Annotated in this window: 19 protein-coding genes; 2 read left to right on the top strand and 17 right to left on the bottom strand. The window is 38.6% G+C overall.

From position 1 onward, the window contains the following. Nucleotides 1-20 precede the first annotated feature (20 nt). The gene (locus OR571_RS10360; RefSeq protein ID WP_282242719.1) at nucleotides 21-1,190 is read left to right on the top strand and encodes a M20 metallopeptidase family protein; all 1,170 of its coding nucleotides are present in this window, start codon (nucleotides 21-23) and stop codon (nucleotides 1,188-1,190) included. 616 nt (nucleotides 1,191-1,806) lie between these two features. On the opposite strand, the gene OR571_RS10365 is transcribed toward OR571_RS10360, so the two are convergent. From OR571_RS10365 to OR571_RS10380, 4 genes are all read right to left on the bottom strand, one after another. Beyond that, nucleotides 1,807-3,405 carry a M20/M25/M40 family metallo-hydrolase gene (locus OR571_RS10365; RefSeq protein ID WP_282242720.1) on the bottom strand — a complete coding sequence of 533 codons (1,599 nt, stop codon included), beginning with the start codon at nucleotides 3,403-3,405 and terminating at the stop codon, nucleotides 1,807-1,809. Nucleotides 3,406-3,497: 92 nt separating this feature from the next. Then, on the bottom strand, nucleotides 3,498-4,892 hold the full coding sequence (locus OR571_RS10370) for an amino acid permease (RefSeq protein WP_282242721.1): 1,395 nt from the start codon (nucleotides 4,890-4,892) through the stop codon (nucleotides 3,498-3,500). A gap of 84 nt (nucleotides 4,893-4,976) precedes the next feature. Beyond that, complete coding sequence (locus OR571_RS10375) at nucleotides 4,977-5,744, bottom strand: dimethylarginine dimethylaminohydrolase family protein (protein WP_142539535.1); 768 nt, start codon at nucleotides 5,742-5,744, stop codon at nucleotides 4,977-4,979. 13 nt (nucleotides 5,745-5,757) lie between these two features. Continuing rightward, nucleotides 5,758-6,630, bottom strand: a complete 873-nt coding sequence (locus tag OR571_RS10380; protein WP_282242722.1) for a dimethylarginine dimethylaminohydrolase family protein — start codon at nucleotides 6,628-6,630, stop codon at nucleotides 5,758-5,760. Between the two features lie 149 nt (nucleotides 6,631-6,779). Here OR571_RS10380 and OR571_RS10385 point away from each other — a divergent pair, with 149 nt between their 5' ends. Then, nucleotides 6,780-7,517 carry an IclR family transcriptional regulator gene (locus tag OR571_RS10385; RefSeq protein ID WP_282242723.1) on the top strand — a complete coding sequence of 246 codons (738 nt, stop codon included), beginning with the start codon at nucleotides 6,780-6,782 and terminating at the stop codon, nucleotides 7,515-7,517. Between the two features lie 903 nt (nucleotides 7,518-8,420). Here the strand turns inward: OR571_RS10385 and OR571_RS10390 are convergent. The 13 genes from OR571_RS10390 to essC all read right to left on the bottom strand — a co-directional run bounded on the left by OR571_RS10390 (nucleotide 8,421) and on the right by essC (nucleotide 24,164). After that, the gene (locus tag OR571_RS10390) at nucleotides 8,421-8,858 is read right to left on the bottom strand and encodes a HEAT repeat domain-containing protein (protein ID WP_282242724.1); all 438 of its coding nucleotides are present in this window, start codon (nucleotides 8,856-8,858) and stop codon (nucleotides 8,421-8,423) included. Nucleotides 8,859-9,170: 312 nt separating this feature from the next. Further along, complete coding sequence (locus tag OR571_RS10395) at nucleotides 9,171-9,965, bottom strand: hypothetical protein (RefSeq protein ID WP_282242725.1); 795 nt, start codon at nucleotides 9,963-9,965, stop codon at nucleotides 9,171-9,173. A gap of 1 nt (nucleotide 9,966) precedes the next feature. Next, on the bottom strand, nucleotides 9,967-10,593 hold the full coding sequence (locus OR571_RS10400) for a hypothetical protein (protein WP_282242726.1): 627 nt from the start codon (nucleotides 10,591-10,593) through the stop codon (nucleotides 9,967-9,969). A gap of 134 nt (nucleotides 10,594-10,727) precedes the next feature. Continuing rightward, nucleotides 10,728-12,179, bottom strand: a complete 1,452-nt coding sequence (locus tag OR571_RS10405; RefSeq protein WP_282242727.1) for a ribonuclease YeeF family protein — start codon at nucleotides 12,177-12,179, stop codon at nucleotides 10,728-10,730. A 64-nt stretch (nucleotides 12,180-12,243) separates the two neighbouring features. Further along, entirely contained in the window at nucleotides 12,244-12,690 is a 447-nt protein-coding gene (locus OR571_RS10410; RefSeq protein WP_282242728.1) for a DUF5085 family protein, read from the bottom strand. Continuing rightward, entirely contained in the window at nucleotides 12,687-13,145 is a 459-nt protein-coding gene (locus OR571_RS10415; RefSeq protein ID WP_282242729.1) for a DUF5085 family protein, read from the bottom strand. The genes OR571_RS10410 and OR571_RS10415 overlap by 4 nt, the downstream gene beginning before the upstream one ends. 147 nt (nucleotides 13,146-13,292) lie before the next feature. Next, on the bottom strand, nucleotides 13,293-14,057 hold the full coding sequence (locus OR571_RS10420) for a hypothetical protein (RefSeq protein WP_282242730.1): 765 nt from the start codon (nucleotides 14,055-14,057) through the stop codon (nucleotides 13,293-13,295). A gap of 23 nt (nucleotides 14,058-14,080) precedes the next feature. Beyond that, nucleotides 14,081-15,652 carry a ribonuclease YeeF family protein gene (locus tag OR571_RS10425; RefSeq protein ID WP_282242731.1) on the bottom strand — a complete coding sequence of 524 codons (1,572 nt, stop codon included), beginning with the start codon at nucleotides 15,650-15,652 and terminating at the stop codon, nucleotides 14,081-14,083. Then, nucleotides 15,649-15,951 (bottom strand): YwqI/YxiC family protein, encoded by a 303-nt coding sequence (locus OR571_RS10430; protein ID WP_282242732.1) that lies wholly within the window; start codon nucleotides 15,949-15,951, stop codon nucleotides 15,649-15,651. Before OR571_RS10430 ends, OR571_RS10425 begins: the two co-directional genes overlap by 4 nt. Nucleotides 15,952-15,969: 18 nt before the next feature. Then, a complete protein-coding gene (locus tag OR571_RS10435) occupies nucleotides 15,970-16,305 on the bottom strand; it encodes a YwqH-like family protein (RefSeq protein WP_282242733.1) in 336 nt (111 codons plus the stop codon). Next, entirely contained in the window at nucleotides 16,281-16,856 is a 576-nt protein-coding gene (locus OR571_RS10440) for a type VII secretion EssA family protein (protein WP_282242734.1), read from the bottom strand. The genes OR571_RS10435 and OR571_RS10440 overlap by 25 nt, the downstream gene beginning before the upstream one ends. Beyond that, nucleotides 16,846-19,689, bottom strand: coding sequence for a type VII secretion protein EsaA (gene esaA, locus OR571_RS10445; protein ID WP_282242735.1), 2,844 nt, complete (start codon nucleotides 19,687-19,689; stop codon nucleotides 16,846-16,848). The genes OR571_RS10440 and esaA overlap by 11 nt, the downstream gene beginning before the upstream one ends. Next, nucleotides 19,686-24,164, bottom strand: a complete 4,479-nt coding sequence (gene essC, locus OR571_RS10450) for a type VII secretion protein EssC (RefSeq protein WP_282242736.1) — start codon at nucleotides 24,162-24,164, stop codon at nucleotides 19,686-19,688. The genes esaA and essC overlap by 4 nt, the downstream gene beginning before the upstream one ends. Nucleotides 24,165-24,196: the final 32 nt, after the last annotated feature.

The following is a 24,196-nucleotide window of genomic DNA, read 5'->3' on the forward strand; positions in this document are numbered from 1 at the left end:
AATAGAAAGGAACTAAAACAATGAAACCAGATATAAATTTAACAAAATGGGTTATTAAACAACGACGTTACTTACACACACATCCAGAAATTTCCCATGAAGAAGTTGCCACAAAAACATATATAACGGAACAATTACACGCTCTAGGAATCGAGACATATTCCATAACTGGTAAAGACGTCGTCGGAATTGTGCACGGAGAACATCCTGGAAAGACAGTTATTATTCGTTCCGATATGGATGCTTTACCTATACTAGAAGAAACGGGTCTTCCATTCGCTTCTGTCAACAAAGGTGTTATGCACGCTTGTGGACATGACGGGCATATGTCCATTTTACTCGGTATCGCTAAGCTACTAGTCAGCAATAAATCAGCTATTCATGGTACGATTCATCTTTTGTTTCAACATGCGGAGGAAGCAGTTCCAGGTGGAGCAGGTGAAATTGTGAAAACTGACTTTCTGGACAACAAAGATGCCATTTTCGGTTATCATTTATGGCAGCCTTTGAAATCTGGTTTAATCGGAGTTCGTCCAGGCCCTACAATGGCAGGTGCAGATCGTTTTTCCATAACTATTTATGGAAAAGGAGGTCATGGATCTATGCCAGAAGAAACGATTGATCCAACGCTTGTTATCTCACATATTATTACGCAGCTACATACCATTGTCAGCCGTAATGTTAAAGCGATTGATCAAGCTGTCCTCAGTATTGGCGAATTAAATTCAGGTACAACTTATAATGTAATACCGGATACAGCGTATGCCTCTGGTACTGTTCGCTATTTCAATATGGAAACATCTCTACTCATCCGAAAAAGAATGGAAGACATTGTGGACGGTGTATGTAAATCGTTTGGTGCAACATGTAAAGTAGAGTACTTTCACGGGGACCCACCTGTACTGAATAACAAAGCGTTAACCTCTTTTATTCAAAAAACGGCTGTTTCCCTTTTCAGTGAAGAAAAAGTTGTGGAGATCGATCCGATTTTAGGTGCGGAAGACTTCGCTTGTTACTCACATAAAATTCCGGCTTCGTTTACGTTTATTGGTGTCGGTAAAGAAGAGGCTCCATATGGTCATCACCATCCAAAGTTTGATATTGACGAGGATATGCTATCAGTAGGAGTTGAGCTGTTTACGACTGGAGTACTCGATTATTTAAAAGATAATTCCGTAGAGAACAATTAATTTTCTCCAATAAGTGGCTTAGAGCAACTAACCGGTCATAGAAAGCAACCAATTCTGTTTGCAAAGCGATCAAATCAATTCGAGAGCAAACAAATTGTTAGTGAAAGCAATCATTTGTTAAAATAACGGTTCAACCTCACTCGAATAACACACATTATAGAGATACTGCGCGGTAAGATACTAAGATGTCCGCCATGATTTCCGCTCCAGGCGGACGCTTTCTGTGGGGCGAGCGGTGAGCCTCCTCCTCCGCTAACGCTACGTGCGGGGTCTCACCTGTCTCGCTAATCCCACAGGAGTCGTCGCCTTGCACTTCAATCAATAGAATTAAGTGCATCATGTCTTAGTAATTAGCAAACTCTACTGGATTGTAGCGAAAGGGTGGCGACTCCAGCCGGAATAGCTTGAGCTGAAGACCCTGGACTGAGCGTAGCGAAGGAAGCGGCTGAAGCCAAGCCGGCGGAAAGCGCCCGCCCTACAGCGGAGATCCTGAGGACACTTTATTCAACTAACTACCGCGCAGTTTCCCTAAACTGATCGACATGCCATAGAACATATAATTTCCTAAACCATAAAAAAGTGGATCCATCAACATACGATGGAGCCACTTTTTCTATTAGTAAAGGCTTTTAATAAGTGTTTCTAGCATAACAGGCATTTCAACAAAGGCACTATCTACATGCAGTCTCTCTGTTCTTTGGTGTGCATCTTTACCAAATGGACCTACATTAAGCACTGGACCTTTTAGCTGTGCCATATCTTCAAACGGGATACTATATGTGTCTCCCCAGACTGGTGTGTTGCTTTCAAAGGCAGTCCAACCGTTGCCTGAATCATCATAATTTACATAGCTTAAATCACAAATTCCATTAAAGTAATGGATTTGATCAATTTTATTATTGAACGATTGTCCTGATTTCTTCAGTAGCTCTACCGCTTCTACAATTAACGGATCATTGGATGTATTGACCGCTGGGTAGTAAGGAGGTGTGAATAATATGACAGTCGCAGGTGCTAGTTCTTGGCACTGAATCATTAAATTATCAACGATACGCAAGGATTTTTCACGATCGTCCCAATCCTCCTGCATAAGCGCTTCCTGTTTCAAGCGCTCTACTTCCTCTGCTCCTAACTTATGAGTCGCATAGGCAAGCAGTTGTTCATAACGTAATACTTTGACTGTTCCTACGCCCTTTACTTCCTCACGCTGACAAATATTTTGATAATCGGTATTTAGCGCATCCATCGCCTCTGTTGCCACCTGTTCAAAAAGATCCATCACTTCCGCTGCCGTGCGTTTAAATAAAAACACATTATATAATGCTACTGCACGATATGGAGTCTGTGTAGAATAAGACATCTTCAAGTCTTTTTGCTGCAAGGAAACTGGTAATGGCGTACTTTCGCCTAAATCTGTTTCACGAAATAGAGAATTCCATTCCATACGTTGAGTCAAGTAAGATGCAATATAGTTCGCCGTCATCCCTTTCATCGGCTCTCCAACATGTGTCTCTTTTCCATAAAATAAAGCAGCGGGCATAATTTTACCGATTGTTCCAGAGTAAATATATTCTGCAATATCCGTTGGGTTTTGAGAAAACGATGGCTCACTATTTAAAAACAATTTATATGTTAACCCAAATTCCTCCCGAAGACGTACTAGCTGTGTTACCGCTGCGCGCATCCCAGCAGAATTCACTTCCTCATCTGGAACTGTAGTCAACACAAGATTGATCGGCCATTCTTCGACAGTTGCTTTTTCTATTAATTGCATATGCAGTGCAAGACCCATTTTCATATCCATCGTACCTCGACCAAATAAATACTTTCCAGTTTCTAAATCGATGCGGGCTGATTCTGGTAAATCGCTCGGATCCTCCATTAATTTCTTTGTTAGCTCCTCTGGAAAATATGCGAGTGGCTGTAAAGCACCATACTCCTCTGTTTGGACCGTATCAAAATGGCTGATTAAAACAACTGTTTCAACTGCTTCTGGGTGTTTATATAATGCAGTTACTGCATATCTTCCAAGTCCTGCATCAAGCAACTGTAGATGACTCGGATGATCTTGAAAATACTTTAATTCTCTTAACTTATCCAAAGCTTTAGGAGCAAAAGTAGTTTCCCCTTCTGTTAGCGTAATACTATCCCAACTAACAAGTTCACATAACAATTCTCGAAGTGTTTCTGGTGTACTCCATGATAATTGACTCATTCTCTATTTCTCCTTTGTTGCAAATGCCTAATGCAATAATTACTAATATTCAGAAAAAATACCTTAATTTTCTTGAACAGCTTTAGTATTTACTAAGGCTTTTTTTGGTGTTTTTTCTCTAATCTTAATTTATAGAATAGCATACAAGCGATGAAAAAACCTACCCCATAATATAAACCTACTCGCTGTGTAGGGTCAAATGCTAAAAATACTAATATCAATAAACAAAACGCTATACAAAATATTGGAACCAATGGATAAAATCGAACTTTATACCCTAAATCCTCGACTTTTCCACCATCCCTTATATAACGTCTTCGAAACATGAGCTGGGATGTAGCAATTCCCATCCACGAAATAGTGACTGAAATCCCCGCTATCGACATTAATAATACAAATACTGTATCTGCCTCCATTACACTTGTAAGTAAAGACAATAAGGAGAAAGCCATCGTAAATATTAAAGCAGTTAGTGGAACTTTTCGTTTAGATAAACGACTGAATACTTTTGGTGCCATTCCTTCTTTGGCCATTGACCATAATAGTCGAGTAGATGCATATAAGCAAGAATTTCCAACAGACAAGATAGCTGTCAAAATAACAAAGTTCATAATACTACCAGCGTATGGAATTCCAGCTAAATTCATTAAGGTTACAAATGGACTTTCAAGCAACCCAAGTTCAGAAGCTGGGAAGATAGCCGATAATACGATAATAGAAGCAATATAAAACACGACGATTCTAAAAAGAATTGTTCGAATAGCTTTCGGAATATTCTTTTCCGGGTTTTCCGTCTCACCCGCTGCAATACCTACTAATTCTGACCCTTGATAAGAGAAAATAACATTCATCATCGTCACGAAAACAATAGCAATCCCTGCTGGGAACAGTCCTGTAGGTGCTAAATTAGTAGCGAATGGTGTAGCTCTTTCTTCCAATGGAATAATCCCAAAAATTGCTGCAGCCCCAATAATGATAAACAGGATTACCGCAACAACTTTAATACCTGCAAACCAAAACTCTGCCTCCGCAAAAGCTCTTGTTGTAAGCGCATTCAAAGCAAATAATAAAACCATGAAAATGGCACACCATATCCAAATTGGTACATCAGGAAACCAATGCTGCATAAGTATCCCGGCTGCAGTAAATTCCACCCCAGCTGTAGCAGCGGATCCTACAAAATACATCCACCCAAGTGAAAATCCCGCAGAAGGACTTATAAACTTTGTCGCATATGTTTGGAAGGATCCCGTAACCGGCATATAAACAGCTAGCTCCCCTAGACAAACCATGACCATATATAAGATTAGACCACCAAATAAATAACCAAGAATAGCTCCCCCAGGACCAGCTTGGTTAATCGTATAGCCAGCATTTAAAAATAAACCCGTCCCAATTACCCCTCCAAGTGAAAGCATAAATAAATGACGGCTTTTCATCGAACGATTTAATACATCATGCTGTGATTGTTCCCCAATATTAGACATACTATTTCCCTCCCCTATTACGATTTAGTGGTTCTTACTGGTACGCTGGCACCAGTAAGAATCTTTTAATATATTTTCCCCAAATTAGAATCTCAAAGATAAACAGCTAAGACCCCCGTCTTGCTTTTGTACTTCAGACATATCAAGTTCAATTGTTTCGTAGCCTGCTTCGTTGATTTTACGTTTGGTTTCGCTGTATCCTTGTGGAATAATCACATAATCATTTACACGAATACAGTTTGCTGAGTATTCATCTTCATCGGAAATAACGATTTTATCGTATGCATCAAATGCTGGATGATCTACAAATTCACCTGCTACAACCATTTTATTATTTCCTAAATAAGCGATACCTGTTTTCAAATGAAAGAACTTTTGCAGAGGAATGATTGTTGCTTCAAATCCTTCGCTTTCTAAAATTTCTTTTAACTGACGTGCTCCTTCTTCATTCGTACGTTCTGAAATTCCGATATAGAATTTATTATCCGCTTGAAGAATATCCCCACCATCAAGAGTGCCAGGTGATTTAATATAATGAAACTTTTTATAAAAATCTTTTAAAACGCTTTCAATTTCTACGATTTCTCCATTACGAGAGTCCGCACCGGGATTCGTCACAACCGCAAAATCTGCAGTTAGTACAGCAGCATCTTCCACAAATGTTGAATCTGGAAATTCTTCACTCGCTGAAAGAAGTGTTACTTCTACTCCGCACTTTTTCAAAGCTTCTACATAAGCCTCATGCTGCACTAGTAATTTATCATAATCCGGTTTTCCAAGATCAGACGTAGTTAACCCTTCTACATAGCTTTTACCAGGTGTTTTTGCGATTACTTTTTGAAATTTACTCATTTTATTTTCCCCCTTAATTTCGTATAACTGGACTTGTCAGACATGTTGGACCACCAGTGCCTAACACACTGATTTCGCGTCCCTTGTATTCATATACCGTTGCTCCTGCATCTAGCAATTGTTGTTTCGTAGATTCATTGCCTTCGACTAATACACAAACACGTGGTGCAAGCGCCAGCACATTACAGCCGAGATTATCGTATTCTGCCTTTGGTACTTCTACTAGTTGAATACCACGCTCCATTAGTAGCTGGCGGAAAAATACTGGCATCAATGGTGAATGTACTACCGCCAAGTCTTCGTCGACCATGCTTATGAAAGACATCAAATGTAAGCATTCCGCCTCCCCTTGATCATGCGGAAGCTGTACAACGATGAATTCGTCTACGAATGGAGCCGTCATTTCCTTTAATTGGCGAATGGCTTCATCATTCGTACGGTATCCACGTCCTACTACTAATGTTTTGTCATCCAACCAAACAATATCTCCACCGTCAGACACTGCATCACCAGTTAACTCTCCGATAATAGGAATCTCTTTTTCTTGAAGAAATTCTTTATAAATAGCTGCTTCTGGCTGTCTTAACTTTTTCCCAGATTTTAAAATAATGGCACCTGCTGGCGTAAACTTTACGGGATCATGCGCATAAATAGAATCTAATCCCACTTTGTCTGTTGCTGGAAGATAGTCAATCTGAGGAACATGTTTTTCTAAAATGTCGATGAATGTTTGATATTCACGGACCGCTTCGTCAAAATCAGGTTCTTCTAGATAATTGAACGTTTTCCACTGATCGGATAGATGTTCTTGACCAATAAAAGCTTCGTTCGGATGTTTTACAATCACTCTTTCTAATTTTTTATACATAGATGAATTATAAGACATTTCTAATCCCCCTTTCCGCATATCGGAAAACGTTTCTGATTAACGGAAAGTTTATATTTAAAATATATGGTTTTTATGGTATGATGTCAATGTATTTCGAAAATTTAAAACGTATTATTTTAAGATAATAAACAGGTGGTGACTTACATATGCAATCCATTACACGTGCTATGACTGTTGCAAAGGTTTTAGCTTCGCATACCAATGAAAAAGGAGTAAGCATTTCTGTGCTATCCAAACAATGCGAGCTTCCACTCAGCACGATGCACAGATTGTTACAAGCAATGATTAAACAAGGCATGGTCGAGCAAGATGAACATTCCAAATTGTACCGTCTTGGCATCGTTTGGTTGGAATATGGTTTAAAAGTGTACGATACGATAGACTATGTTAGCAAAATCCGACCGGAGTTAGAAAAACTCTCGAAGGAATTAGAGGAAAGCGTTTATTTAAGTAAACCCGTTGGAACAGAAGCGATGATTGTCGAAAGAATCGATAGCGAAAACAATTCTATCCGAATTTACGATCAGCTCGGATTACGTATTCCTATGCATATCGGTGCTGCCAATAAATCAATGCTTGCAGCAATGCCTAGCACTCAATCTGAAAGTATTTTGTCAGAGCTTGTACTTGCCGACAAAATTCCTGATTTTCTACAAACACTTAACCAAATTACGAAACAGGGTTATGCAATAAGTCACTCTGAAAGAACGGAAGGTACCTCTTCTGTCGCAGTTTCTATTAAAGACAGCCTTGGTCAAATTATCGGGGCAGTAAGTGTTGGTGTTGTCAGCTTCAACCTAACAGAAGAACGTCTCGCATTCCTGATAAGTAAAGTAATGGAGACCGGCAATAATATATCTACAAAACTAAGATCTAATCACTAAGATAACCGCCAAAGGAAATGGATAGAGTATGCAATATAGGGATACTGCGAAGTAGTGAATGAAATGAAGAATTCGCTGAGATTTCCGCTGCAGGGCGTACGCTTTCCGCCGGCTTGGCTTCAGTCGCTTCCTTCGCTACGCTCTGTCCAGGGTCTTCAGCTCAAGCTATTCCGGCTGGAGTCGACGCCCTTTCGCTACAATCTATGGAGGATAACGCTATCTAATCAGTGTCACTGTTTAACAAATGAAACTTATTCAGATGTTCTCCAACTAATAAATGCCAATAAATGGTTTAACGCGACATAATGTGCTGCGAACGCGACAAAGCCGAGCAAGCGGAAGCTTTTTATAAAGTAATCCTAAATAACGTTCATCCATATCGGCGTCTCACTCAAAGTAAACTTGTTTTATGAAAATTGGTTGCTCTCAGAAGTGATTTGGTTGCTTTAGACTAGAAATAGTTGCTCTCAACAGTGATTTGGTTGCTCACAGACTAGAATTGGTTGGCTTCGACAGCTGTTTGGTTGCCCTTAGCCATTTATTGGATTTACCTAGTCAAAAAATTGTTGATGTTTTTGTTTTTAGCAAGTCGATCATTAATAAAAAAGATATTGCTATTGATTTTCGCTACAGGCGGCGACTCCTGTGGGACGAGTGGGCTAATGAGACATCCTAACGACGCCCAAAGCGGAGGGGATGGCTCATCGCTCACCCCACGGAAAGCGTCCGAATGTAGCGAAAATCACGGCAGATACCTAATAAAGCTTTACCGCAAGTTACCCTATACGGTGAAGTAGTATAACTACTCCAACACAACAATTTCCTAGAACCCAAAAAAGAGAGCAACCGTCTATTCGACAAGTTGCTCTCTTTCTATATATTATCCGAAACTGTTTCTTTATTTTATTTCAAGTTAGCCCATTCGTTTTCAAGCCAAGCTTTGAACTCAGAACCTTTTTCACCTTCGTATGCATCATACACGTCAATTCGCATTCTTTTTAACTTTGTTGCAAAGTCCTCAAAGGAATGATCTGCAGGTAAACTCTTTTTCACGCGAACGAAGACTTTATTAGCTCCTTTAATCACTTCAAACTTTTTACGAGCAGGCATTGCAGCTTCCTCTCCAAACTCAAGAAGAATACGATATGCCGCCTCCTGAATTTTATATACAGGGTCATTTGCTAGTCTAGATTTCATAATGTCGATTACTTGACTAGTATTGTATTTTCCCAATTCCTCCACTGCATCATAACGGGCTCTCCAATTGGAAGTTCGATTGGCCGCTTTCTTTAATTCCTCATAATTCTCCGGTAACTCATTATTCACGATCTTTTTACTCAACTATTCCAAACTCCTTCTTTTGCTCGTCTCTTCCTTACTGTCACGTCTCACTATTATATACTATGATCGAGCATTCTCCTATTTTTATCAGATCATCTTCTTTTGTCCCGCATTAACGGGCAGTAAGACTCCCAATTCAAGATTGAAGAATAGCGAAAAGATAAGCGGGAGATCAACTGCCCATAAAAGCCCGATTGGTTCAACTAACAATCAGTGGGGGATGACGGGGACTAAAAGCGCGACGTCCATTTCGCAACGTCCCCACTAGCACGTCTTGTGCGTCGAAAAACCCCCACTGATTGAAGTTTCACTTTATAGGATTTGTTCATGTTGGTTCTGGACTCTTCTAAGGACATCCAAAATCTCAGCCACAATTTCTATAGATGAGCTTTGTTTTCCTACTAGCAACTCTACATTGTTTTTGTTGATCATTTCAAACGTCCAATTGCTAGTTGTAGATGTGAGTACATGCAGGCCTTCAATCGCCCATTCATTATGTTCTTTATAAAAGATGATTAAGCGGTTATTATGTATTTTGTTTTTTATGGAATGGTTTAATAGCTTACTCATCTGTTTTAAATCTCCGTTTTTATTGAATTGCACTAGTTTTTGTTCATCTATTACAGAGCCTTTTCTTATCCATTTATTATAATAGCTAGTTGGAACAAACACTTTTTCTTGAGAATAGACTTTTTGTTTATCGACTCCTGCAAGCATTCTTGGATAGATGACATTATTCCATGTATCACTTGGAGCCCCGTGCATATATAATGTATACGTCTTATCTGCTTCTTGTGAGCATTCGACTACATTGTTTTTACTAAAATAAAATAAAGACTTCTTTTCTCCGTCTAATAATATTTCCACCGTTAAATTTGTTCTAGACATAATCCATAAAGCATTTGCAAATCCTTCTTCTAAATCAATTTCCCCGTTTGAAAAGCGCACAAGCTCTAACGCATGTAGCTTTTTATAGGTTTTTTCCCATTCTACCTCTATTTGTTCTTTTGAAAAACCTAAGAAGGGATCAGTAAATCCTATTAAGGCTTTCGTGTTCAACGTTTGCATCATGACAAAAATATCACTTACTGTAAAAGTAGGAACCATCTTACCTCTTCCCTTCCTTCTTTCGTTTTTTCTTATTTTTCCTCTTATATCGCTCACTCTTAGGCAAACCAAACTCCGGATAAAGCTGTTTTACAATATCTAAGTTTTTGCAAATAAATAAATAACGATGAATATAAATGGAAAAAAAAGCAGTTAGGAGCGATAAAAAAGAAATACATACAATAAGAAATATGGATAAAGTGGAATCTGTATGTATAAAAGACAAGACTATTTGCCCTAATACATAACTAGCTCCCCCAATAGCTATCCAACTAACAGGAATAGTCCTTTTTTGCTGTAATCTATGATAGGTTCCCGAATATAGAGATTTCCAATTCATCCAGTTCATACCTACTATCAAAAGAATAAACAACAATACGCCTGTTATGAAAGGCCATAAACCAGTTGCCCCCATGTTTACATAGAGCAACTTCTGAATAACTAAAAAATATACATAGGTGTTCACTACTCCATAAATCCCGAAAAACAAATAATAGGACTTCTCATTCTTGTACGGATCTATCAAATAAATGATAGCCCAAATTTGAATAATTGCTATCGGAACAATTGCAGCTATCAAAAAAGGAAGGGAAAAAGGTTCTCCAATGATTGGAATGATCCCAATCATGTATAAAAAAATTAAAAAGAATCCAATTATATTGGATCTATTCTCTTTCGGTGTTTGTAACCTTAAGTAAGACTTTGCAATCTTATCTATGTTATTCTTTTCTATTGTAACTCACCTCTATCTACCTACTAAATCTAACTAAACCAAGAGGACACCTTATCAATAACGCCTTTCGTTCCTATCTTAATAGCATCACCTATAGAATCCTTTTGGCCATCATTGTCGACATCCATAATATCAATTTCACTCAAAACAGTTGTTACAACTATCCCTGTAACAAGACCTGCCACTGCTCCAGCTGCAACTCCTACTGGTCCACCGAAAGAACCCATTAAAGCACCAGTTTGAGCACCTGCCCATGCGGAAGCTGCAATAGAAGCTCCAGCCACTGCTACATCCCCTGTAACATCTCCTGCAATTTTGCTACCTGACTCCTTATTTTGAATTCCATGTACAATATCTCCTCCAGCAGTGGCAATAACGCCTAAATAGCCGACTTTATTTCCCGCAAATTTAAGCGATTCCTTTACATTAGTCGCAGCGTCAACACGCTTAAATATCTTCGTATAATTGGTAGCATTCTTACCTGAATAGGTCTTCTTTTTAACACCAATCAATTCAGGCTTCGTCAATTTTAACACAACTCTTCTCTCACCTTGCGCAGTAATACGCTCTTCTCTTTTAATGCCAAAACCTTGGGCAGCAAGCCTTCCTTCTTTTCCAGCAACATAACCAGAGTAACCAAAGACCCCCAAGCTAGTAGCAGCATTGATCGGCTTGTCTTCCCAACCATTAATATTCATGCCGACTGTACTTAAAATTCCTTCCCATAGATTTTCTACCGTATAACTAGGTGAAGAAACTTCCACGTCGTTTTCTTTTACTCTAGGGTCCTCTTTGAGTAAATCCAATTGATGTTGCTCGTAAAACTTTCCAATAGGCGTATTCTCTTGTAACAAGTTCCAGTTCTCACTTGGAAAGTTTACATCAGTCAACCCTTCCTCTATAAGTAGCTCCATATCGCTTATCCAAGTCTCTATATGCAATAGAGCAGCCTCTATTACGCCAAGTGCATTTGTTTGAGTACTATCGAATTCTTCTAATGCTGTCACCGTGTCATCTCTTTTTTTCCGACTATTGATCACCCCGTCTTGAAGGCCACTGTCATCTAAATGAGGAAGTGCCACAATATCAGAAACCTGATCCGTAATGGCATTCGTTTCTTCCGTAAGATTACCGGTAATTTCTGAAATCTCTGTTAGTCCATTTTCTACATCTTCCTGTAAGAAGCTTTGACGTATAAAACCATTCGTATTTGATTCCAGAGAAGAAAGTGCGGCATCCATTTGCTTAAGAATACCATCAAACTCGTTTTTAAAAGTCATAAAGAAATGCAATAAAGGCAAATGACAATTATCATAAAATGATCGAATGGCTTGAGCCCCTTGTCCTTTAAAAGAGTCCTCCATCGCAACAAGTCCATCGACAGCCAGTTGAATCGCCTTCATTTCTTCTTCTATTCGACTAAGCATTTGAATGTTGCGCTGCAAGCCTTCATGAAAAGGGTTAACATCTAAAACCTTCACATAAACACCTTCCTTGTCTGAGCATTATATTAGTTTCCATGATTTTTATTAATCTCTTTATTTTTTACAATACTCCTAGACTCATTTCCGCATAGGTTCGATTAGATCTTGTTTTCTTGAACTGAACGAATACAGGCGTTTTTTGAGTCATATTATGTTCTTTTAAATAGGCGAACAGCTCCCAATACTTAACTTGCGATTGCACTTCATAATTTTCTGTTACTCTCGTCATAAGTAAATTATCAACGATAAAATAGCTACTGAAATTTATTTCTTCTTCCTTTGGAAAAGTAAAATGGCTTTCTGCAATTGGTAGAAATAATTGTGCTGTCATCACTTGTGCCGTCGGATCACTTATAATGGAAAAAAATATCGCTCCCGTTGGATGATACCCATACCCGGTTAAAATTTCATCGAAGTCATTTAACGCGATATCAATTTCCTCTGGCAAAAAATTATATAATTTCGATGCTACGTTTCGGTAAGCAATTTGATGGTTTTCTACAATCATCCTTCATCACCCTGCCCTACTACCGGCACGTATAAATCGATTATATAATCTCCGTACACTTCCAATAATACACAATAATACGTATCATCTAGCTTTATCCCTCTAGCATTCGCATACGATTTTACTTTTTCATACGCCGCATAAAAATCCACTTCTTGGTCCGCTTGTCGAAGTAACAAAGCCCTTTCTAACACTAAGACATCTTTAAAAGAAAGATCTCCCTCATCCGCCAGTACAACCGGACTACTGATCGGCAAGTAATATGTAAAACGACCTGATTTTTCATCTGTCGCACTTTGCTCAAATGAAAAACATATCGGTCCATTGCGATAAACATCCTTATTCAGCGTAAAGTCTTCCAACATATAAATACTTTCCTGCCAATCTGCTTTCTTCTGCTCCACTTTATATGTCAACACATTCTCAAAAACTAACGAACACATTTCAATTCCCATCCTCATTCACCCTTTCTCTAATTGTTTCCTAATAAACAATGCACTTATAAACAAAGAAAATGAAAACAAATCTTGTAACACTAAAATAGATTTCAAATATAGATAATATTAGGATTCCTCCCAAAGATCAGGGGTTTTGCTTCCACTTTAGTTGAATTGCCGCTTGTTAATAAAACCTCGCTCACTAAAATTAAAGCTTCTATATCGAAATTTACAATACAAAATAACAAGTTGCTCTGGAAGTATAAAAAGCATGACAAAAAATGCGAGAATACCTCCGACTATCAGAATAATCATATTCAAATCATCAATTGCAGATTTTCGGACAATGTATTGAATGATAAAAAGAATCCCTAATCCGGCAATAATAGAAGACGGAATATAAGAAGTTGTTTCAAATCTACCTCTCAATTCTCCTTTTTTCGAGCCTTTACGATAATGACCGTTCTTCAACAATATATAAAAACGGATAAACGTTGCTAAAAACACTAAGAACCCAATCAATAAAACAATATAGGTGAAATTAAGTAGGGAATCAGAAGTAGCAATCATTCCTTCCCCATCTTTTCCGATTAAGAATAATGCCATTATTAGAAATGGGATTGAAGACATATTTTGAGTAACAAGGATGGAAATAAAATACTGTACCTTCTCACTTCTTTTATAAACCGCTGGAATAGCATAGAGTAAAGACAATACAATCAATACAATGGTTAACCAAAAATGTGCTGTCAGTATTTCATCCTTGTATGGATAGATGGTAGAATCTGCGGCCATATAATACTCAAGTGCATAAAGTAATGCCTGTAAAAATACACCTAGAATTAAGACAAAAGCTAAATTCGCTGGGCTTTGTCTACCGGAATCTATAGGACCTCTTAGCACTTCAAAATCTGCTTCCTTAAATTTCATAAAAAACCACTCTTCTTTCTTTATTAATGGAACCATCCTTTTACATGATCCATTACCGATTTATCCTCTTCCCCAAACTTGGTATTTAACGCAACGTTTGCAAGTATTCCAAGTCCAACCCCTACCGCTGTTCCAACACCTGGTATAGGTATAGCCACTGTAAAGGCAGCAGTAAACCCTGCCTGAACTGCTCCTCCAACCGCCACATCAATTGCTGTATCAACTGTAGCACGTCCTGCAGCCTCTCCATCACTAAGACCTTCATCTTTTGCCGTTGTGTAGTTGCTATAATAACTTAGTCCTGCACCTATAGGGCCCAGTGCTTTTCCAGCGCCTTTGAAAACTCCACTTGTTGCTATACCTTTTACATCCACTAAATCCGTAAATGATTTTCCTGCACCTTTTAGCGCGGCACTTCCGACCGTTTTTGCTTTTTGCATATTGGTTGCTTGGTCATTAAAGTAAGCAAGAGAAGGATGCTTTTTCAATGCTTCATCCCCAGTCCCAGACCAACCGCTCTGTCCTGGTTTTTTCGTTCCATATTTAAGCGTAACTTTATTGTTCGCTGCAATTTCATAATGCTTTGGAGACCATTTTCTATTTCCTTTTGGCACATTTTTCATTAATTCTTTAAAAGCTTTAGAGTCTAGATCTACTCTCAAATTTTTTAAAGCATTGCCAGTTGCATTGATTCGATAAGAATATTGGCCGGTTTTTGGATTAAATACCCTGGAAGTAGTAATCCCTCCATCTTTCCCTGCCACATACATACCGAAAGCAGATATTCCGCCAGTAAGTCCTGTATTCAACCTTTTCGCGTGTCCTACTGCGTCCTTCAACATCATAACAGTCGGATTTGCGGAAGAAACATCCCCAGGATTTTCCTCTTCCCCATCAGCATCCACATTATCCGTTTTCCCTAAACGGGTATCTAGCTGTGTACGAAGCGGATGACTTTCCGTATACTCTCCCCATCGATCTGCGGGAAAGTCAATATCCGTCAAGCCGTCATTCATCATACCTTCTATTTCTAATAACCACAGTTCTAGCGTAAGTAAATCTGATTCATTTTGCGTTAATGCATTCGTTTGATTTGTGTCAAACTCATTCAAATCTATAACTGTATTATCTCGCTTTTTCTTCGCATTACTAACACCATCTTGCACACCACTATCATCTAAATGAGGAAGTGCAACGATATCAGCGACTTGATCCATAATGCCATTTGTCTCATCTGTGAGATTACTAGTTACTTGAGAAATTTCCGTTAGCCCTTCTTCTAGTTCTTCCTCTAAAAAACTTTGGCGAATAAAACCATTACGATCTGGCTCTAATGCATCGAGTGCAGCACCCATTTGGGTAAGGGTGCTATCGAATGCGGCTTTAAACGTAAAGAAAAATTGTAAGAATGGCAAATGACAATCATTGTAAAATGCTCGGATAGCATTTCCGCCTGTTCCTTTTAAAGAATCTTCCATTGAGACAAGACCTTCTATGGCAGTTTCGATTGCCTTCATTTCCCCTTCAATTCGGTTAAGCATATTTATATTTCGCTGTAAGCCATCGTGAAATGGACCGACATCTAATATTTTCATGGTGCCACCCTCTGCGGTCCGTCGATTGTACATTGCATAGCGGTCGAAATAGTTTGATCCGTTTCATTCATAAATTCAACAGAACTTGTAGTGGTCTGAATGTTTGTATTTAACACGGTTTGATATTTTGTCAATAATTGTTCCAGTTTTGTTGAAAGATCTGTCAATTTCGTCACAACATCCAGTGTATTTCCTGTAATTGGCGGTTCTGCTTTTGGATTAAGCGATTCATTCGCGTTTGTCATTTCCCCTAGCTGCATTTCCACATCGGCATATACGATTTTCACTTCAGTTGACATATTGATTCACCTCCCACATTATTTAGAAGCCGCTGCTCTTTCTCTAGCTTCTTCTGCCTCTAAATTCGCAATTGTTTGTTTGATTGATTCAATTTCTGCTTGCAATGACGCAATTTTAGCTGATATAGCACTAAATACAGCAGAGAATTGAGCGCCCGTTATCTCTAAATAAGAAGCATGAATTCCTGCTTCCCGAATGTCATCAAAACTAGTTGCAAGTGTTCCAAACCATGTCGTAGTTGTAAGTTCAGGTTCTAAACACTTATGTTCATTTTCATTGAATTGTCCTTGTTTTTCTGAGAGTGATCCTTGGCATTCGATTAGTCGTCTTAGTTCTTCTTGCTTCTTGTGCAACAGTGCATAATAATATCCAAGCAAATGTATTCTCCTCTCTTATCCTTGTTAATGGAAGTTCCAGATGGTTGAACCAATTTCGGTAACACGACGATAAATAAAGCCAAAAGACCGATAGCAATGATCGCTAGGAATATCAATGTGCGCGTATTGTTAGTAGCCGTCTCTCGATCATCCATGAAGCTATCCGGCAACTGCATGTCATTCTGACTTTCAGCCATAAAAAGGTTTAGTTCAGAAGATTTCGCAGCGACCGTGCTCTTTTCGCCTCTAACGGAAGTTTGAAACAGAAATGAAGTGTCGCTTCTATTGGGTAGCTGTTTTCTTCCATCAAAATAAATATTAAACTGCTTATCCGGAATCGTATTCTTCATCTCTGTTTTTTTTCCATCATGCAAGTAATCGGTATTTTTCTTAAACTGGAGCTTTTCATAAATTACTGGCTCAAGCTCCTCGATTGTTTTATCTTCCTCAGCCGAAACAACCTGTAAGTCTACAAATAGAACTACAAACGCTAGTAAAACTAGCAACAACAATATCTTAGTTTTCATACGCTTCCTCTGCCTGCATGACTGGTTTGTTCGTTTGTTTAAAATACGAAACGATTAGCATAATAATCGCGATTACCCCAGTAATGATTGTTCCCCATAAGAAACTCGTTTCCGGTTCATATTTAATAGACATATAGACATTTGATAATACATCTGGAAGTGGGATATCTGGTACCGCCAGTATTAATAGCGGAATAATATACACACACATGAGTACAACACTTGCGATCCATCCAGCTGATTGCCCAAACTCGAGCGCGGTACGAATAATCGCAGCACTCGCAAGCAATAAAAGAATTGTAAATATCGTCCATTCAACTGCTCGTTCATCGTTCAATATATACATATTAATACTGTATAAACTAATAACGAGTCCAACGAGTAAGGATAATATTGCTGTAAGACCTAAACGTATTCCGATTGGGCCTTCTTTCATTTGATAGGTGAAGTATCCGATCAACAGACTACTAATAAGTAAAATGATAAATAGAATGACTGGAGGTACTTTTTGCGCTTCTTCCGAAAGAGCGGCTTCTCCTTTCACATCTAATGGATTGACAAAGTGGTTAAATGCATATCCATTTTCTTGCCCATCTACATATGTGTTTGCAAGGAATCCTTTTATATCCTCATCAAATGCTGTCATCGCATCCACATTAGTTTCCCATTTCTCACTAAATTCACTTGATGTATTTCGGATGTCTCCAGCTTTAGCAGATAAATCATTCGCATAATTTACCAAACTATTCTGTTTTTGAGATAAGGATTGGATCATTCCGCTCAGTGAAACAAGCTGATTGCTTACATTTTGTTGACCGGAAATGACCTCCCCTTCCGTAGCTGCTGCCACAGGTTCACTCGATCCGATCATCATAGAAGGTGTTTGAATTTGTTGAAGTAGCATATTAGCTTGTTCATCAATGGCATTTAAATCTGTCAGTAAAGCTGAATGCTGTTCCTCAACCGTTTCTTTGTAGCCCGACATAATGGCTGCAAATGTCGTATTCAAATCCGTTAGACCAAGCTCCGTTTCTGGAATGCTCTCGTTTACAGAAGTCCAGCCTGCAAGCTCCTCCTCATTTAAATCCACCACATTTTTCAATAATGCTGTTAAAATTTCATCCTCTAACATAGCGTCCTTATTTGCAGTTTGCCCTCCCTCGCTAAGCGTAAATTCAAATTGCTCTAGCGTTGCATAATAGGAAAGAAGAGAACTAGTATCTGTACTAGTTGCACCTTTAGCAAATAGCTTTTCTAATCTTGTTCGTTGATCGGTTGATAATTGCGGATGCTTTAATAACGATTCTTCTTTTTGCTTGATTTCCGCACCAATTCTTGCTGTATCAACCGGATAGGAGTTTAATATTTGTTGCACCGATTCATATTCTCTATAAATAGAATTGTAATTTTCTAGGAGACTCGTATAATTAGTTGCTGCTTGTTTGTAATCACTTTTTCCTTCTTCATTTGTTTGATTCCAAATGCTTTCTTTGGAAGAGATGCCTGTATTGAGCGTTGCTAGCTCTCCTTCGAGTTGCTCGAGTTCACCGATAAATCCAGATTCCGGATCTGCTGCTGCCACTCTTTCTTTCATAGCAGCAAGCGCAGTTAAAATTTCCGCCACTTTTGCTCGCTCTTCTTCTAATGCAGGAAGGATTATTGTTTCTTTACTAGCAGCTTTACGATCCATTTCTTCCTTCGTGGACATTAGCTGTTGTTGGTCTGTTCCAATATTCGTGACACCTAATACAGCGGAACCATTCTTTCCTGTTTCAATCCCTTTTTCCAAGTTAGATAAAATAGTGTTATTGTATCGATCGATTGCAGTTCCTTGTACGATCAGTAGGTCGGACATTTGACGATCTACTTCATTTTTACGTAATTCGGATAAGGAGTTCAGTTTTTCTTTGTTTGTATCAATTATTTCGTTTACTTTTTGAATTTCTTCGTTTAATGTTTCTTGGCTATCCTCTAACATTTGAACCGATTCATTATACTTTTCGGCTTGCATCGCTGCAGCTGCTTGAATTTTAGCTAAACTACTATCTTGTACTTGTTGTAGAATCTGTTTTTGTGTATTTTGAAATTCTCTGTATTGCTGAACATATGTGATAAATCCGTTCATTTGTTGACCAAATGTTTCTGCATTTTCAATGCGAGAACTATGTGCATCACTTGCTGAACCTATTGTGGAAAGTAAAGAATCCATCTGCTCTTTCTGTCTTTTCATTTGATCTGCAAGCGTTTCGGATTCGGGCTTATAGTAAGCCGACATGGCACTGAGAAATTCTGTTTCCTTCCCTAAAATGTTCGCAAATTCTTTTTTAATATGATTCATTTCCTGGGCAATATAAGTCCAGTAAAGCGTCGAAACCTTATCATTTACTCGATTTGTAGCTAATTCAATCTCATTAAGCACGCGCTCTTTTTTGATACCCGTTTTTTGACGCTGCACTTGATAAGAAAAAGTCGCTTTTTTCGGATTTTGCTGATCATATGACATAATATTTTCAGAGAAGTTGGATGGAATATATACGATTGCCTCGTATTGATGGGATTTTAATCCATTCTCTGCAGCTCCACGCCCCATTACTTTCCATTCATACGGAGAATTCTCTGCTAAAATGGAAACGACTTCTCTTCCCATCTCCACGTTTTCTTCTTCCTTGGATAGCCCTCTATCTTCATTTACAATGGCAATCACTCGTTTGTTTGTTTTGTTCAAATCTAGTAAGTTAACCCCCATCAGTTGAAAAAACAAAATGGGGACTGCTAATATAACTAAAATTCCAGCGGTTAATTTCAACCATTTCATATGCTTCTCTGATTTCATTGCAAAATCTTCCTCTCCATCTTGCATAATGGGAGTTGGACTTTCGTCGTATTCCCATTCAACATATAGTGCGCAAACCCAAGTGGTAATTCCGCTTCTTTTCGCTCATAGGCTAATGTGTACAATGTTTGTTCTGACTTCTTCGTATAAAGGATTGCTTGACGAACAAGTTTTAGTTCATTTGTAAATGCATCGTAGCCCTTAGCGATTTCTGCATTGTTTCCAGAAACAATGACATTGAATCCTAAATGAGCATAATTTTTCATCATTTTCGAAAGACGATCTTGGATGCCGATATCTGCAACTTGTAAAAATCTTGTATATCCATCAATTACAAAATAGGAAAGAACTACTTCTACAGCATTTCCTTGTTGCAGTTTTTCCACATACGTTTTTTCTACTTCTGCATAATATTGCTCCGCACGGGAAATCCATTCGACTAAGCTTTCTTTTGTTTCTAAATAATCGATAGCCGAGTTATTCGAGAATGTGGATAAACCTCGGTCAAAGGAGTCAAAGATACCGATAAATCCTGTTTGCTGTTCCATTAACGTAGTAAGCATCCACTTTAACGTATTCGTTTTTCCACGCTGCACTTGCCCAACTAGTAAGCAATGACGATTCTTCTTGAAGTCGATTGAAATTGGACGGACAGTTTCTTCATCTAATCCGATTGGAACGAGCCCATCTTTTTGTTTAGGCTCTAAATAATCCGCAAAATGGATAGAAGTTAACTCAAGCGGCAACATCGCAATTGGACTTGGAAGTACTTCACCACGATACTTATCCTGCAGTGATTGGATATTCCTTTTCATCGATTCTAATACTTCGAAATCATCTGCTCCTTTACTAGGAAGGTAAACTTGCGTGAAATAGGCATCTTCTTTTTTCAATATCGCTCGCCCCGGAAATGGTTCTAAGTTAAAAGGAACTCGACCAATAACTGTAAATGCTTCCGTTGCATCCAATAAATAATGAACAACCTTCGTCTTTAAGTTATTCATAAGTGACTGTCTAACAGCCTGAACCCTTGTTGCTGCTATGAACAAGTAAATACCAAGTGATTGACCATCTCTTCCGAATTGAATAAGTTGGGATTCTAATTCTTCCATTTCTTCACGGACAATATCATAGTTATCTACTACCAAATAGATAAATGGTAATTTCTGTTCAGATAGTTTGTTATACATATGGATATTGCTCACTTCTCTTTGTTGGAAGGCGATCTTTCTTTTCGCAATTTCATCCTTTACTCGTTTGATGAGTTTTTCACGTTTCAATTCTTCATCGATCGTGAAATAATCAGCTGTTTGTGGAAGTTGCTTTAATGGAAGTAACGATCCATTGCCATAATCCAAAATATAGAAGTTCGCTTCACTTGGTGTTAATTGCTCAGCTATCCCAAGAAGGGCAGTAAGTAATGTATAGGATTTACCATATCCAGAAGAACCGAAGACCCCTAGATTTCCATCTTTTGTCCAATCGTAGTTCACTTGCGTTTGACTTTGTTTCTCAGGTTCATCTATCACACCAATCGGCACCCCTTTTTGTAATGGAACAGTTGTTACTTGTTTTTCCATTCGAAGCGCGAGCGGCGGCAACCACGGACTAGCTAGTTTTTGAATATTTAACTCTACTGTTGTTTCTGCGATTTTCGCTGTGACAGCTTCAATTTCCGTTATACCACTTGATTTCTTCTTCCCATTTGTTGCAATACCAGAAAGCGGATAGAGACCGAGATCAGTGACGATTGCCACATCGTCTTCTCCTTCCAATACTTCCTCCATATAAGCAGCACCACTCCATGCAGACTGGAATAATTCATACACTTCGTTGTTGCCAACTTGTAAGTATCCTCGACCAGTTACCGTAATGGACGCTGCATCACTATTTTTTAATATTTCTTTACTATCCGATGCATCTTGCACCTTCAATGCCACGCGGAAACGAGCATTACTCCAGATTTGGTCGTCGATAATGCCCCCTGGTTTTTGCGTTGCTAAAATCAGATGCACACCTAAGCTTCGACCGATTCGTGCGGTACTTACTAGCTCACGAATAAATTCCGGTTCCTCGCTCTTCAATTCCGCAAATTCATCAGAAATGAGGAATAAATGTGGTAATGGCTCCGCTGCCTTACCTGCTTTATACAAGGTTGTATAGTCATCAATATGTGTGACCGTATACTTATCAAACAGACGCTGCCTTCTTTTTAACTCACTATTAATAGAAGCAAGGGCACGCATACTAAAATTTTTACTTCCTTCAATATTCGTGATAGTGCCAAGAAGATGTGGGATTTGTCTAAAAGGCTGTGCCATTCCCCCGCCCTTATAATCGATTAAAAGAAAAGCTACTTCATGCGGATGAAAATGAACTGCTAGCGATAAAATATATGTCTGCAAAAACTCACTTTTACCGGAACCCGTCGTACCAGCAAGTAATCCATGAGGACCATGTGCTTTCTCATGTAAATTCAACTGCACGAGCTCATCTTTTCCTTTAAAGCCGATTGGTACAGCCAATGATTTTGCTGATTCATTCATCATCCAATTGCGACCAATCGGAACATCTGCTACATCTCTGACTCCGAACATTTCTAGAAAACTAACGGAATTAGGAATCGAATTTTTGATACCGATTTGATGATTCAGCGTTCTTAACATCCGAGCAAAGCGTTCATTTGTCGATTGATCGTATGCATCTAAGCGAAATGGAATATCTACTGCTTTTCCAGCTTCGATTAGAATATCTCCTTCTTGTTCGTTTACGTAACGCACAAGTGTATGAACATTTTCCGTCATACGCTCTTGTGCTGACTCTGCAAAAATAACAGAAATGCCAAGTTCCTTCGTATTTTTACTTTCTAAGTACTCTAAAATTACATGCTCAGCAAGTAAGGAGTAATCAGAAATGATAAATATGAGATGAGGGGCAAACTTCACTTTCCCTTTCATTTCATCTGCATCTCGCTCACGAATAAGTTCATATAACGAAGAAAGTAACTGATCTCGCGTTTCTTCGTTATGGATTAACCCTCTTGCATGCATATGGGGAAGCTTGAAATGTGGCAACCACTTCATCCATTCAATATCTGCATATTCCTCATGATTAAAAATGTATATAAATCTCGTATCATGATAACTATGGGAGAACGCTAATTGACCAATTAGTTGATGCAATTCTCGTTTAATAACCGATTCTTTTCCTATAAGACCTAATATCCCTTCCGAGAGATTAGTTGTGATCGGTGCTTTTGGAATTTCTTTGTATACTGTTTCCATTCGCTGCGCTTGTTCTAACATTTCATCTATTTCTCGATTTGCTAAATCGCCCGATGATAGTTTAACCTCGTAGCTGGAGGGAATTGTACCTGTACCTAGTCGAAACTGTAAGAAGTCATGACTTTCTAGTGTTCGCTCCCAAATTCTTCTAGAAAGGGATTTCGTCATTTGTTTCATTTCCTCGAAAGGAGGGAAATGATAGGCTAAGACCCTTTTCTGTTTTTCCGATAGCTCATGTAATTCCTGTCGAATGTTTTCTAAATAAGCTGTATATACGCGAAGTCTTTTTTCTGCATTTAACTTCCGCTTTTTACGATCTTTGAAAAATTGGACAGTAGACATTACTAAAACAGCTACGAACATCGCCATCGAAATGATGATGAAGCTTCCTCTTGGTATGAAGTAAGCGACGAGTCCTAGAACAATAAGCATGACAAGTGGAAGTGCAATCGTTAATAATAATCCGCGTCCGTTATCATCACTTTCCTGAGTAGGAAACGAAATCGATACCTTGTCTTCAGGCAAGTCATAAATCATACGAGGCGTACGTCTATAATCCGGATACATATGGAATATCTCCGATTTTGGCACTTCAATTTCAGATAAGCTCGTTTTGTATTGGCTAGACGTTATCACTTCTAACCGATCACGTTCAATTAGTTTCATTTCCATAAAAGCCCACTGGATAATATCGCCGGTTTTCAGTATGGTGTTCGATTCACACCGCTTTCCATTCACATACAATGGACAGCCGAATGCTTTTTTAATAATCCATCCATCGTTTATCTTGTTCAAGGAGAAATGACCTGACTCCACATGTTGGAATTGCACATTCTCCCGCTTAAATGTCGCTGTCTCTAGTTGACAGTCAAAGGATATTTCCTCTTCGTAGTCTATAAAGTAGGTCTTTGATGTGAGGGATGCCGAAGAAGCATATAGATGCAGTACTTTATCTTCTTGATCAATTCTTAAACCTTCTTCGTCTGTTAATTTCCCCACATATTCATTCCCACTGTAAACGGATAGATTCTTGTCTTCTTTTTTTACAGTTATATTTCCATTTATAAATGGGTACGTTTGGATGGTTACGTCATTCTCTACTTTTGAACCTATTGTAAGAGGAACAGCATCATTTTCATTCATACTAATACGCTGATAATATTCACCGTAAAACAGCCATAGTTGCAGCAATGCAATACACCTACCTTCTATTTGCTCAAGTT

The sequence above is a fragment of the Psychrobacillus sp. NEAU-3TGS genome (assembly GCF_029955155.1).
In the GTDB taxonomy this organism is placed as follows: domain Bacteria; phylum Bacillota; class Bacilli; order Bacillales_A; family Planococcaceae; genus Psychrobacillus.

What these genes read in the sequence shown, in the direction of transcription:
- OR571_RS10360 (WP_282242719.1), top strand. Translation starts at nt 21, where the DNA reads ATGAAACCAGATATAAATTTAACAAAATGGGTTATTAAACAACGACGT.
- OR571_RS10365 (WP_282242720.1), bottom strand. Translation starts at nt 3,405, where the DNA reads ATGAGTCAATTATCATGGAGTACACCAGAAACACTTCGAGAATTGTTA.
- OR571_RS10370 (WP_282242721.1), bottom strand. Translation starts at nt 4,892, where the DNA reads ATGTCTAATATTGGGGAACAATCACAGCATGATGTATTAAATCGTTCG.
- OR571_RS10375 (WP_142539535.1), bottom strand. Translation starts at nt 5,744, where the DNA reads ATGAGTAAATTTCAAAAAGTAATCGCAAAAACACCTGGTAAAAGCTAT.
- OR571_RS10380 (WP_282242722.1), bottom strand. Translation starts at nt 6,630, where the DNA reads ATGTCTTATAATTCATCTATGTATAAAAAATTAGAAAGAGTGATTGTA.
- OR571_RS10385 (WP_282242723.1), top strand. Translation starts at nt 6,780, where the DNA reads ATGCAATCCATTACACGTGCTATGACTGTTGCAAAGGTTTTAGCTTCG.
- OR571_RS10395 (WP_282242725.1), bottom strand. Translation starts at nt 9,965, where the DNA reads ATGGTTCCTACTTTTACAGTAAGTGATATTTTTGTCATGATGCAAACG.
- OR571_RS10400 (WP_282242726.1), bottom strand. Translation starts at nt 10,593, where the DNA reads ATGATTGGGATCATTCCAATCATTGGAGAACCTTTTTCCCTTCCTTTT.
- OR571_RS10410 (WP_282242728.1), bottom strand. Translation starts at nt 12,690, where the DNA reads ATGATTGTAGAAAACCATCAAATTGCTTACCGAAACGTAGCATCGAAA.
- OR571_RS10415 (WP_282242729.1), bottom strand. Translation starts at nt 13,145, where the DNA reads ATGGGAATTGAAATGTGTTCGTTAGTTTTTGAGAATGTGTTGACATAT.
- OR571_RS10420 (WP_282242730.1), bottom strand. Translation starts at nt 14,057, where the DNA reads ATGAAATTTAAGGAAGCAGATTTTGAAGTGCTAAGAGGTCCTATAGAT.
- OR571_RS10425 (WP_282242731.1), bottom strand. Translation starts at nt 15,652, where the DNA reads ATGAAAATATTAGATGTCGGTCCATTTCACGATGGCTTACAGCGAAAT.
- OR571_RS10430 (WP_282242732.1), bottom strand. Translation starts at nt 15,951, where the DNA reads ATGTCAACTGAAGTGAAAATCGTATATGCCGATGTGGAAATGCAGCTA.
- OR571_RS10440 (WP_282242734.1), bottom strand. Translation starts at nt 16,856, where the DNA reads ATGAAAACTAAGATATTGTTGTTGCTAGTTTTACTAGCGTTTGTAGTT.
- esaA (WP_282242735.1), bottom strand. Translation starts at nt 19,689, where the DNA reads ATGAAATCAGAGAAGCATATGAAATGGTTGAAATTAACCGCTGGAATT.